The sequence below is a fragment of the Mycolicibacterium peregrinum genome, from assembly GCF_001665625.1.
Taxonomy (GTDB): Bacteria; Actinomycetota; Actinomycetes; order Mycobacteriales; family Mycobacteriaceae; genus Mycobacterium; species Mycobacterium peregrinum_B.
This window is the reverse complement of the sequence record NZ_LZSY01000110.1, coordinates 94928-106449: the sequence shown is the minus strand read 5'-3', so window position 1 is coordinate 106449 and position 11522 is coordinate 94928. Positions and strand designations below refer to the sequence as shown.

General features: G+C 67.4%; 12 protein-coding genes. 6 read left to right on the top strand and 6 right to left on the bottom strand.

What is annotated here, in order from left to right:
- Positions 1–32 precede the first annotated feature (32 nt).
- The 3 genes from A5779_RS16985 to A5779_RS16975 all read right to left on the bottom strand — a co-directional run bounded on the left by A5779_RS16985 (position 33) and on the right by A5779_RS16975 (position 2656).
- Positions 33–794 (bottom strand): LamB/YcsF family protein, encoded by a 762-nt coding sequence (locus tag A5779_RS16985; RefSeq protein WP_064883831.1) that lies wholly within the window; start codon positions 792–794, stop codon positions 33–35.
- Between the two features lie 9 nt (positions 795–803).
- Entirely contained in the window at positions 804–1463 is a 660-nt protein-coding gene (bluB, locus tag A5779_RS16980; protein ID WP_064883829.1) for a 5,6-dimethylbenzimidazole synthase, read from the bottom strand.
- 62 nt (positions 1464–1525) lie between these two features.
- A complete protein-coding gene (locus tag A5779_RS16975) occupies positions 1526–2656 on the bottom strand; it encodes a GTP-binding protein (protein ID WP_064883827.1) in 1131 nt (376 codons plus the stop codon).
- Positions 2657–2713: 57 nt separating this feature from the next.
- Here A5779_RS16975 and A5779_RS16970 point away from each other — a divergent pair, with 57 nt between their 5' ends.
- Genes A5779_RS16970 through A5779_RS16955 form a run of 4 tightly spaced genes read left to right on the top strand, consistent with a single transcriptional unit; the run spans position 2714 to position 6451 of the window.
- The gene (locus A5779_RS16970) at positions 2714–3664 is read left to right on the top strand and encodes a metal ABC transporter solute-binding protein, Zn/Mn family (protein ID WP_064883825.1); all 951 of its coding nucleotides are present in this window, start codon (positions 2714–2716) and stop codon (positions 3662–3664) included.
- Positions 3664–4458 carry a metal ABC transporter ATP-binding protein gene (locus A5779_RS16965; protein ID WP_064883823.1) on the top strand — a complete coding sequence of 265 codons (795 nt, stop codon included), beginning with the start codon at positions 3664–3666 and terminating at the stop codon, positions 4456–4458. The genes A5779_RS16970 and A5779_RS16965 overlap by 1 nt, the downstream gene beginning before the upstream one ends.
- Positions 4458–5339 (top strand): metal ABC transporter permease, encoded by an 882-nt coding sequence (locus A5779_RS16960; protein ID WP_064883821.1) that lies wholly within the window; start codon positions 4458–4460, stop codon positions 5337–5339. The genes A5779_RS16965 and A5779_RS16960 overlap by 1 nt, the downstream gene beginning before the upstream one ends.
- An 11-nt stretch (positions 5340–5350) precedes the next feature.
- Positions 5351–6451, top strand: a complete 1101-nt coding sequence (locus tag A5779_RS16955) for an Rv3575c family transcriptional regulator (RefSeq protein WP_064883819.1) — start codon at positions 5351–5353, stop codon at positions 6449–6451.
- 80 nt (positions 6452–6531) lie between these two features.
- On the opposite strand, the gene otsB is transcribed toward A5779_RS16955, so the two are convergent.
- Together otsB and kstR are read right to left on the bottom strand one after the other, a co-directional pair.
- On the bottom strand, positions 6532–7275 hold the full coding sequence (gene otsB, locus A5779_RS16950; protein WP_064883817.1) for a trehalose-phosphatase: 744 nt from the start codon (positions 7273–7275) through the stop codon (positions 6532–6534).
- A 3-nt stretch (positions 7276–7278) separates the two neighbouring features.
- Positions 7279–7956, bottom strand: a complete 678-nt coding sequence (gene kstR / locus A5779_RS16945) for a cholesterol catabolism transcriptional regulator KstR (RefSeq protein ID WP_055117958.1) — start codon at positions 7954–7956, stop codon at positions 7279–7281.
- A 201-nt stretch (positions 7957–8157) separates the two neighbouring features.
- On the opposite strand from kstR, the gene A5779_RS16940 reads away from it, so the two are divergent.
- Positions 8158–10287: an acyl-CoA dehydrogenase family protein gene (locus A5779_RS16940; RefSeq protein ID WP_064883815.1), complete on the top strand. Its 2130-nt coding sequence runs from the start codon at positions 8158–8160 to the stop codon at positions 10285–10287.
- 37 nt (positions 10288–10324) lie between these two features.
- Here the strand turns inward: A5779_RS16940 and A5779_RS16935 are convergent, their stop codons facing one another.
- Positions 10325–10990: a TetR/AcrR family transcriptional regulator gene (locus A5779_RS16935; protein WP_064883813.1), complete on the bottom strand. Its 666-nt coding sequence runs from the start codon at positions 10988–10990 to the stop codon at positions 10325–10327.
- A gap of 60 nt (positions 10991–11050) precedes the next feature.
- Between A5779_RS16935 and A5779_RS16930 the strand changes: the two genes are divergently transcribed.
- Complete coding sequence (locus A5779_RS16930) at positions 11051–11512, top strand: Rv1443c family protein (RefSeq protein WP_064883811.1); 462 nt, start codon at positions 11051–11053, stop codon at positions 11510–11512.
- Positions 11513–11522: the final 10 nt, after the last annotated feature.

The window sequence follows — 11522 nt, the reverse complement described above, 5'->3', positions numbered from 1 at the left end:
TAATCATTACCAATAGTCAGCGGAGTGTCAGGCTAGGTGAAGGGCGACAGCTGAATCCCGCCGGCGAGCAGATGTTCGCGTACTGCCGTGGCGATATCTACCGCCCCCGGTGAATCGCCATGTACGCAAACCGATTCCACCGTTACCGGGATGACCGATCCGTCCACGGCGGTGGTCTGCCGGGTGGTGACCATGCCCACCACCCGTTCGGCGATCTCCACGGGATCGTGCAGCACGGCTCCAGGTTCGCGGCGTGACACCAGTGTGCCGTCGGGTTGGTAGGCGCGGTCGGCGAACGCCTCGGCAACGGTGCGCAGACCGCGCTTCCCGGCCTCCTCGAAGAACACCGAGCTCGACAGACCCAGCACCGGCAGGCCGGCGTCGACGCCGTGCACCGCGGCCGCCACCGCGGCGGCCTGCTCCCGGTGACTGACAATGGTGTTGTACAGCGCGCCATGGGGTTTCACGTAGGCGACCGTGGTCCCTGCCGCACGGGCGATGGCCTGCAGTGCGCCGATCTGGTAGATCACCTCGGCGGTCAGATCCTCGGGTGTGACATCGATGAAGCGTCTGCCGAACCCGGCCAGGTCGCGGTAACTGACCTGGGCTCCGACCCGCACGCCTCTGGCCGCGGCCTGACGGCAGGTGCGCAGCAACAGCGCCGGGTCGCCGGCGTGGAAACCGCAGGCCACATTGGCACTGGTGACGACCCCGAGCATGGCTTCGTCGTCGCCGAGTTCCCACGCGCCGAAGCCCTCGCCCAGATCGGCATTGAGGTCGACGGATTCAGCCACGCAACCAGCCTAGGACGACGGTGCGTCCGGCCAGCCGTTCTCCGACACGAATTCGGGAAGCGGGCGCCCGACGGTCCAGTGCTCGATCTCCAGCACCGGCCGGTCCGGGAACTCGGGCACCGGGCCCAGGCACAGGATCGCGACCGGTTCGGCGTCATCGGGCATGCCCATCAGTTCCGCAAGCGGCAGCGGCTGGAAGATCGACACCCACCCCATGCCGAGACCTTCGGCGCGGGCGGCCAGCCACATGTTCTGGATCGCGCACGACACCGACGCCAGGTCCATCTGAGGCAGCGTGCGGCGGCCGAAGATGTGCCGGTCTCTGTTCTCGCCGAGGGCGACGACGAACAGTTCGGCGCAGTCGAGGATGCCCTCTACTTTCAGTGCCAGGAACTCGTCGCCGCGTGAGCCGAGAGCGTCCGCAGTGTTGACCCGTTCCTCGTCGACCAGTGAGTGGATCTTTCTGCGCAAGGCGTCGTCGGTGATCCGGATGAACCGCCAGGGCTGCATCAGACCCACGCTCGGTGCTGCGTGAGCGGCCTGCAACAACCGGCCGAGGACCTCGGGCGCGACGGCGCTGCCGGGTACGAACTGGCGCATGTCGCGCCGTTCGGTGATGGCGCGGTAGACGGCGCGGCGCTCGTCGGGGCTGAAGGCGTGCTCGGACACGAATCGAGCTTAGGCGTGCGGTGGAGAAGGTCGACGACGTCCTCGTCCCCAACGCAGGCTGCTCAGTGCGAGTGGGTGACGCTCCAGGCCGGTAGCGGATCGGGATAGCCGACCCAGGCCTGCTGCCCCTCGGCCAGTTCGGCGTCGGTCAGCAGGGCGCCGTCGAGTAGCCGGCGGACCATGTCCCGGTCGAGCTTGATTCCGATGAACACGATCTCCTGACCCGGCGCGATCTCGGTGCCCGACCAGTACTGCGCCGGTTCGATCGCCAGGTTGGGGCCGGCTTGCGACCAGATGGCGGCGATCGTCGGACGGCTCGCGATCCAGCAGAATCCCTTGCTGCGCAAGACCCTTGTCACCTGACCGAGCGCGTCGCCGAGGCGCTGGGGATGAAACGGCCGATCGGAGCGGAAGGTCATCGAGCTGATGCCGTACTCCTCGGTTTCGGGCGTGTGTCCGTCGGCGATCTCCTCATCCCAGCCCGGCGTCTGGGCGGCCGCCTCGGGATCGAACAGCCCGGTGCCGAGTACCTCGCCGATGTCGACGATGCCGTGGTCGGTCCGGATCAGCTTGGCGGTCGGATTGAGTCTGCGCAGCAGCGTGTGGACGGTGTCGAGGATCGCCGGGCTCACCAGGTCGGTTTTGTTGAGCAGGATGACGTCGGCGAACTCCACCTGATCGGTGAGAAGGTCGGAGATGCTGCGGGCATCGCCCTCGCCGGCGGACAGGTCCCGGTCGGCCAGGCCCTCCCCGCGAACGATCTCGGTCAGGAACGTGGACGCGTCGACCACCGTCACCAGGGTGTCCAGCCGGGCGAGTTCGCCGAGTCGGAAGCCATCCTCGAATTCCCAGCTGAAGGTGGCGGCCACGGGCATGGGTTCGGAGATCCCGGTTGATTCGATGACGAGCTGGTCGAAGCGGTTCTGGCGGGCCAGCGCGCCAACCGCCTCGACCAGGTCTTCGCGCAGCGTGCAGCAGATGCAGCCGTTTGTCAGCTCGACGAGCTTCTCTTCGGTGCGGTCGAGGTGTCCCTGTCCGGCGATGAGGGCGGCATCGATGTTGACCTCGCTCATGTCGTTGACGATCACCGCGACGCGTCTGCCCTCACGGTTGGCCAGGATGTGGTTGAGCAGCGTGGTCTTCCCGGCGCCGAGAAAGCCGGACAGGACGGTGACGGGCAGCAGGTCGGACATCGGACTCCTTAATGAAAACGATTTTCAATAAATCATCATCCGGGCGTGCATCGGCTAATGCAAACGGTTATCGTTATCGCCGTGCTCCCGCCCCTGAATCTCCGCGCCGTGGCCGCCGCGTTGTTGCTGGCCACACCGTTCGCCCTCGCCGCCTGCGGCTCAGAAGAAACCCAGCAACCCGAGGCCGGTGGGAACTGCGTGACCACGCCGGTCAACGTGGTCGTCAGCGTCGACCAGTGGGGCGACATCGTGTCCGCCCTGGGGGGCGACTGCGCGAAGGTGACCACCGTGGTGGCCGGCTCGTCGGTCGATCCCCACGACTTCGAACCCGCGCCCGCGGACGCGGCCAAGTTCCAGGGCGCCCAACTGGTCGTCATCAACGGTGGCCACTACGACGAGTGGGCGACCAAGCTCGCCCAGAGCACGGCGCCGGATGCCATCGTGCTGCGCGCCGTCGGTGAGTCCGACGATCCCTCGGCCAACCCGCATGCCTGGTACGACCCGGTCGCGGTGACCGGCGTGGCCGATGCGGTGACCGAGGAACTGAGCCAAATGGCTCCGGACGCAAAGGATTACTTCGCGCAGCGCCGCGCCGAGTTCACGACCTCGATGCAGCCCTACCAACAACTGATCACCGACATCAAGACCAAGGCGCCCGGTAAGCGCTATGCCGCCACCGAAACCGTGTTCGACGACATGGCAGCCGCGGTCGGCCTGGTCAATCAGACGCCCGCGGGCTATCAGGCCGCGTCGTCCAACGACACCGAACCGTCACCGGCCGATCTGGACGCGTTCCTGCGACTGCTCGCCGATCACGGCGCCGATGTGCTGATCTACAACACCCAGACCGAGGGCTCGCTGCCCCAGCAGATCCGGGCAGCCGCCGAGAGCGCCGGAATTCCGGTCGTCGATGTCACCGAAACGGTGGCGCCGGGAACGGATTCGTTCGAGGCTTGGCAGGTGAACCAATTGACCGCGCTCGCCAAGGCGCTCGGAGTGCAGGCCTAGTGCCACCCGATACCGCCGACCCTGATACCGCCAACCCGCCCGCGCTGGTCTTCGACGACGTCAGTGCCGTGCGTGGGGGCCGGCTGATCTGGTCGGAGGGCACCTTCGAGATCCCGACCGGTGGCATCGTGGCGCTGATCGGGTCCAACGGATCGGGCAAGTCCACGATGCTGCAGGTCATCCTGGGCCTGTTGCCGGCCGCCTCGGGTTCGGTGCGGGTGCTCGGCGGTGCGCCGGGTGAACACAACGACCTCATCGGTTACGTCCCTCAGGATTACGCGGCAGGCGCGGGGGAGGCCATCCGGGCCCGTGGTGCGGTGACCCTCGGGCTCACCGGCCGGCGTTGGGGTTTCACCCGCACCTCGGCCGCCGACCGCGCCCGGGTCGACGAGGCCCTGGAGTGGGTCGAGGCCACCGGGTTCGCGACCATGCGGCTGTCCGAGCTGTCGGGCGGGCAGCGGCAGCGCATCGCACTGGCCAACGCCCTTGTCGGACATCCGAAGATGTTGATCCTCGATGAGCCGTTGGCCGCACTCGACCTGCGCAACCAACACGAGATCGTGCAGTTGCTGGCCAAGCTCAACCAAGACCTCGGTGTGACGATTCTCGTTGTCGCCCATGACCTCAACCCGCTGCTCAGCGTGCTCGACAGCGCGATATATCTGCTCGACGGGCACGCGCACCACGCCGCCATCGACCAGGTGGTGGACGCGGACCTGCTGACCCACCTCTACGGAACGCAGGTGCAGGTGGCCCACACCCCGCTGGGGCAGATGTACATGAGGAGCGTGTGATGTCGGCGGGTCTGCTGGCGCAGGGCACGTTCGCCCAAAGCGCTCTGGCACTGGGCTATCAGCACAACTGGTGGCAGATCCTGACGTCGGCGTTCATGCGCAATGCGCTGATCGGCGGCACCTTGGTGGCGTTGGCCGCCGGGCTGATCGGCTATTTCGTGATCGTGCGCAATACCGCGTTCGCTGCCCATGCGCTGGCGCACATCGGACTGCCGGGTGCCACCGGTGCGGCGTTGCTCGGCCTTCCGGTGGGCCTGGGGTTGGGGGCCTTCTGTGTCGGCGGGGCCCTGGTGATCGGGGCGCTGGGCAAGCGGGCCCATGACCGCGAGGTGGCCACCGGCACGGTGCTGGCCCTGGCCACCGGCTTCGGCCTGTTCTTCAATTCGTTGGCCACCAAGAACTCGTCGACGCTGACCAACGTGTTGTTCGGCAATCTGCTGGCCATCACCCACCAGCAGCTGCTGATGTTCACCGCGCTGTTGGTGGTGCTGGCGGCCGCGGTCGTAATCGTTTTCCGCCCACTGCTGTTCGCGTCGGTCAACGCCCAGGTGGCCGAGGCGAAAGGGGTGCCGGTCCGCGCGTTGTCGGTGCTGTTCATGGTTCTGCTCGGCATCGCGGTGACGATGGCCGTGCTGGCCGTCGGCACGCTGCTGCTGTTCGCACTCGTGGTCACTCCGGCGGCGACGGCAATCATGGTGACGGCCCGACCGGTCCTCGCAATGACCATCTCGACCGTGATCAGCGTGGTCTCGGTATGGGCGGGGCTCGCCGTGTCGGCAATCTTCAACATGCCGCCGAGCTTCGTCATCGTCACGATCGCGTGTGGCATCTGGCTGGCGGTGTGGACGGTTGACCGGGTGAGGAATTCGTCTATCGGCTAGCCTCAGAAAGCATGCCAAGGAGTCCCCACCCGCCGCGGCGGGCCACTCTGGCTTCGTTGGCCGCCGAACTGAAGGTTTCGCGCACCACGATCTCCAACGCCTACAACCGTCCCGACCAGTTGTCCGCCGAGCTTCGCGATCGGATCTTCGATGCGGCCAAGCGGCTGGGCTATGCCGGACCGGATCCGGTGGCCCGTTCCCTGCGCACCCGTAAGGCCGGGGCGGTGGGGCTGATCATCACCGAGCCGCTCAACTATTCGTTCAGTGATCCCGCTGCGCTCGATTTCGTTGCGGGGCTTGCCGAATCCTGCGAGGCGGCGGGTCAGGGGCTGCTATTGGTGGCCATCGGGCCGAACCGCAGTTTCGAGGATGGCTCGGCGGCGGTGCTCGCGGCGGGCGTCGACGGATTCGTGGTGTACTCGGCCTCCGACGATGATCCGTATCTGCCGGTGGTGCGTCAGCGGCAGTTGCCGGTCGTGGTGGTGGATCAACCCAAGGACGTTCCCGGGGTGTCGCGGGTCAGCATCGACGACCGCGGCGGGATGCGGCGGCTGACCGAGCATGTGCTGGAGCTGGGCCACCAACACATCGGCCTGCTGACCATGCGGCTGGGCCGGGACTGGCCGCACGAGAGCATGAAACCCGCACTGGCAGATCCGGATCGGGTATTGTCCCCGCATTTCCATGTGCAGCGCGAACGGATTCACGGCGTGTACGACGCGATGACGGCTGCCGGCCTGGCGCCGGACACGCTGACGGTGGTGGAGAGCTACGACCATCTACCGACGTCCGGCGGAGCGGCCGCCGAGGCGGCGCTGGACGCCAATCCCCGCATCACCGCGCTGATGTGCACCGCCGACGTACTGGCCTTGTCGGCCATGGATTATCTGCGTTCCCGTGGCATCTACGTGCCGGGGCAGATGACGGTCACGGGATTCGACGGGGTGCCGGAGGCGTTGCGGCGCGGCCTGTCCACGGTGGTGCAGTCCAGTATGGCCAAGGGCCGGCGGGCCGGTGAGTTGCTGCACAATCCGCCGCGGGACGGGCTGCCGGTGATCGACGTGCTCGAGACCGAGGTGGTGCGGGGCCGGACGTCGGGCCCGCCGGCCTAGTCTGCTTCACCCCATTCCGCCGAAACGGCATTCCGGCAGGTGTCCACTCGCACTTCTTCTGCTGGAATGTCATTTCGGCGTCAGCGGCGCGCGTCGAGCAGGTACTTCAGTGCTGCCCCAACATCTTCGGGCTCGTCGACCCGGTAGGTGGCCAAGGTCTCGCCGGGTCCGACCTTGACGCCGACGTCGCCGTCGCGCAACCGGCGGAACGCCTTCTCGTCGGTGACGTCGTCGCCGAAGTAGATCACCACCGACGCCTCGTGCTCGTCGCGCAGGATGTCGATCGCCTCGCCCTTGTCGGTGGTGATCACGGCGAACTCGAGGACGGCCTTGCCCTCGGTCAACTCGGCATCCCAGGCCTTTGACGCCGCATGAGCCTGCAGCAGCGCGGAGTCGGCGTCGGCGGGTTCGGCGTTACGCACATGGAGTGCGACGCTGGCCGGTTTGAGTTCGACGGTCACCCCGGGCCGGCTGGCCGCAATCGCCTGCAGCTCACCGGCGATCGTGTCGAGGAGGGCGCGATCGATGGGGTGGGTGAATCCGGAGTCGAATTCGGCGCCGTGGCTGCCGACCAGGTGCACCGCCGCGGGCATACCCGACAGGTCCCGCAGCACCTCGAGGGCCCGTCCGGAGATCAGGGCGGTGGAGATGCCGGGAAGTTCGGAGAGGGCGACAAGTGCCTTGGCGGCGTCACGCAGTGGGCGCGCGTCGGCCGGGTTGTTGACGATCGGGGCCAGGGTGCCGTCGAAATCAGAGGTGATCAGGAGCCGGTCGACACGGGCCGCGGCCGTCAGAGCTTGGGTCAGGTCAGCGGGAAGGCTCACCCGCTAGATCTTAGGTTTGTCCTCGGCGCCGATGAGCAACCGGACAGCCAGGTCGAGTCGCTTGCTGACGTCGGTGGCCGAGGCACGGCGGGTCAGCCAGGCCAGCAGGTTCGACAGCCACACGTCGGAGATGACCCGGGCGATGTGGTACTGGTCCTCGGTCGGCTCGCCGTCGCTCATCGCGCGGGCGAACATCGAGTCCATCAGCTTGCCGACATGGTCGACCTCGCCCGCGGCCGAGGCGTCGGCGAAGACGAAGGCCCGGGTCATGGCCTCGGTGAGCAGCGGGTTGCGCTGCATCGCGCGGTTCAGCTTGCCGACCATGAAGCTCAGCCGCTGGTAGGGGGTGCCGCCGGCCAGTGCGGCACGGTCGGTCTTGGCGTCGATGCGCTCGAACTCCCGGCCGAGGGCCGACACCAGCAGGTGGACCTTGGACGGGAAGTAGCGGTAGAGCGTGCCGACGGCGACATCGGCCCGTTCGGCCACGGCACGCATCTGGACGGCCTCGTAGCCGCCCTTGGAGGCGATGGCCAGGGTCGCATCCAGGATGCGCTTGCGGCGCTCCCGCTGAGCTTCGGAGCCGAGTTCGGATTCGGCGAGGACTGCCACGTTCATAACCTCACGCGGCCGGGTGTCAGACCCGGACGATTCGCTGCCTGTCTTCTGTGGTGCGCTGGACATGCGGTGTGTGGCCCCCTCTCGTCGCGTGCCCCGTCGAAAACGATACGCACGGCGATCTCCTTCTACACACCTCCGAGCCGTTAAACACACGGACGTGTCCTGCTGTGATGCGGGTCGACTTGACGGTCGAACACTGTCACCATTAGAACACGTTCTAGTGAGAAGCACGGACTTCTCGCGCTAGGGGCTAGGAGGTCCACCATGTCCGGCGCGTCTGCCACCATCACCGACGAGCAGTTTGCCGCCCGTGACCTGGTGCGTAGCTGGGCGGCCGCAGCTGCTACAGCTACCGCCGTCCGCGAGGCTGAACATGATGCCGATGCCTGGCGCGGGCCGTTTCAGGGTCTCGCCGAACTAGGGATCTTCAGCGTGGCGGTCCCCGAGGAACAGGGCGGCGCCGGCGGCACGGTCGAGGATCTGTGCGCGATGGTCGACGAGGCCGCGGCCGCGCTGGTGCCCGGCCCGGTGGCCACCACGGCGCTGGCCACCCTGGTCGTCACCGACGAGGCTGTGCTGGAGGCCCTGGTATCGGGTGAGCGCACGGCCGGTGCGGCCCTGGATGCGGACCTGACGCTGTCCGGCGACAAGATCTCGGGCACCGCCGAGTTTGTCCTCGGCGCGGACGCCGCCGGGGTGTTGCTGCTGCCCGCCGGGGACCGCGTTGTGCTGGTCGACGCGGGTGCTGCCGGTGTGAGCGTCGAACTGCTCACCGCCACCGACTTCTCGCTGCCGCTGGCCCGGGTCGTGCTGGACTCGGCGCCCGCGCAGGTGCTCGATGTCTCGCGGCAGCGGTTCTCCGACATCACCGCGGCTGTCCTGGCCGCCGAAGCCGCCGGGTTGGCGCGGTGGACCCTGCAGACCGCCACCGAGTACGCGAAGGTGCGCGAGCAGTTCGGCAAGCCGATCGGCAGCTTCCAGGCCGTCAAGCACATGTGTGCCGAGATGCTGTTGCGCTCGGAGCAGATCTCGGTTTCTGCCGCCGACGCGGCGCGTGCGGTCTCGGAGGCCGATGACTCCCAGCTGTCGATCGCCGCTGCGGTCGCGGCCGCCGCCGGTATCGACGCGGCCGAGGCCAACGCCAAGGACTGCATCCAGGTGCTCGGCGGTATCGGCATCACCTGGGAGCACGAGGCGCATCTGTATCTGCGTCGCGCATATGGGATTTCGCACGCGCTCGGTGGTCGGCGCCGGTGGATCCGCCGGGTCTCGGCACTGACCCAGCAGGGTGTGCGTCGTGAACTCCGGATCGATCTGGAGTCGGTGGCCGGCCTGCGCCCCGAGATCAGCGCCGCGGTGTCCGAGGTGGCCGCGCTGCCGGTGGAAAAGCGTCAGGTGGCCCTGGCCGAGTCCGGCCTGCTGGCGCCGCACTGGCCACGTCCCTACGGCCGCAACGCATCTCCGGCCGAGCAGCTGCTGATCGACCAGGAACTCGCTGCGGCAGAGGTGGAGCGCCCGGATCTGGTGATCGGCTGGTGGGCGGTGCCGACCGTCCTGGAGCATGGCAGCCCCGAGCAGATCGACCAGTTCGTGCCGGCCACGCTGCGCGGCGATCTGGCCTGGTGCCAGCTGTTCTCCGAGCCCGGCGCCGGCTCCGACCTGGCCGCACTGCGTATGAAAGCTGTTCGCGCAGAAGGTCCCAACGGTGAGCCGGGCTGGAAGCTGACCGGTCAGAAGGTGTGGACCTCGGCGGCACAGAAAGCGCACTGGGGCGTGTGCCTGGCACGCACTGACGCCGACGCTCCGAAACACAAGGGCATCACCTACTTCCTGATCGACATGAAGTCGCCGGGCATCGTGATCCGCCCGCTGCGCGAGATCACCGGTGACGAGCTGTTCAACGAGGTCTTCTTCGACGACGTGTTCGTGCCCGACGAGATGGTCGTCGGCACCGTCAACGACGGCTGGCGGCTGGCCCGCACGACCCTGGCCAACGAGCGCGTGGCGATGGCCGGCGGCACGGCACTGGGTAATCCGATGGAAGAGCTGCTGCGCACCCTCGGCGCGCAGCCCGACGTGGATCCGGCCGACCTGGACCGCCTCGGCGGGTTGATCCTGACAGCCCAGGTGGGTTCACTGCTGGACCAGCGGATCGCGCAGTTGGCGGTCAGCGGCCAGGACACCGGCGCGCAGGCCAGCGCCCGCAAGCTGATCGGCGTGCGTTACCGGCAGACACTGGCCGAGTTCCGCCTGGAACTGTCCGACGGCGGCGGTGCGGTGCGTAACCGCGAGGTGCACGACTTCCTCAACACGCGCTGCCTGACCATCGCCGGCGGCACCGAACAGATCCTGCTGACCGTCGCCGGTGAGCGTCTCCTCGGCCTGCCGCGCTAGGACTTTCTCCGCCGAGCAGACGCAAAATCGCGCAAATTCAAGGGTTTTGGTGCGACTTTGCGTCTGCTCGCGAAGGTGGGGGGCCGTTGGGGTCCCGCAGGTACCCCGCCAGCATCGTGACGATGCCGTCCTCGAGCTGTTCGGCGTCGGCGGGTTTGTCGCACGCCAACAGCCGGTGTGTGAGCGACTCGACGGTCGCGACCACCATGCGCGCCGCAAACCCGGTGTCGGCCACCGCAACGTCAGAGTGGCTGTCCAGCAAGGCTTTTGCCGTGCCGACGGCATCCTCTTCGGCGCGGTGCAACCGGTCGAGCAGAGCCGGTGAGCGAGGAGCTTCCTCGAACAGCACGCGGTGCAGTCGGGTGTCGTCGCGGTGGTTGTCGATGGTCGCCCGGACGAAGAGGCGCAGGAGATCTTCGAGTGATTCGGGCAGGCCTGAGGCAGTGCGCTCGCGCAGCAGCGCCGTACCGGCGTCGACGTGTGCGTCGGTGAGCGCCGACAGGATCGCGTCCTTGTTCGGGAAGTACTGATACAGCGAGCCGATCGACAGATCCGCTGCTTCGGCGATGCGGTTGGTGGTGCCCGCGGCATACCCGTACTCGGCGAAAACGCGAGCCGCCGCCTCGAGGATGGCCTGTCGGGTCTCCACGGCGCGCTGCTGTCTGGGCTGCTTACGAGCCCGAAATCGGTCGGTAGGGGTCATTGTCGCCTCCGCACGAAAAGCGAGTAGTCAGGCGTCGCGCTGCTCTCGAAAATTGGTGGCATGCAGCGCATCCATGTTGAGACGATTCTTCCTGCCGACACGGAACGAGTGTGGCAGGCCATGCAGCAGGTCCCGACGTTTCTCTATGTCTGCCGCGGCCTGTTCGGCGTGCCCGCTCTGGCCGGACGCACCGAACCGTTCCGGGCCGGGGACCTGGGCACCGGATGGCTGTTCGCCTTCCACGTGATCCCGGCCTACCGGCACACCATCGAGGTTCTCGACGTCGACGACACCACCCGCACCATCCGCACCCACGAGTACGGCGGCATGCTGCGTTCCTGGGATCACACCCTGCACGTCGAACCGGTCACCGATCGGTCGTGCCGCTACAGCGACACCGTCGAGATCGACGCCGACCGAATGACTTCCCTGGTGGTCGCGGTTGCCCGCGGGATCTACGCCTACCGGCACCGCCGGTGGCGCAGGCTCGTGGACAAACACATGGCTGTAGACGACGCCTGAGCGCCAATCC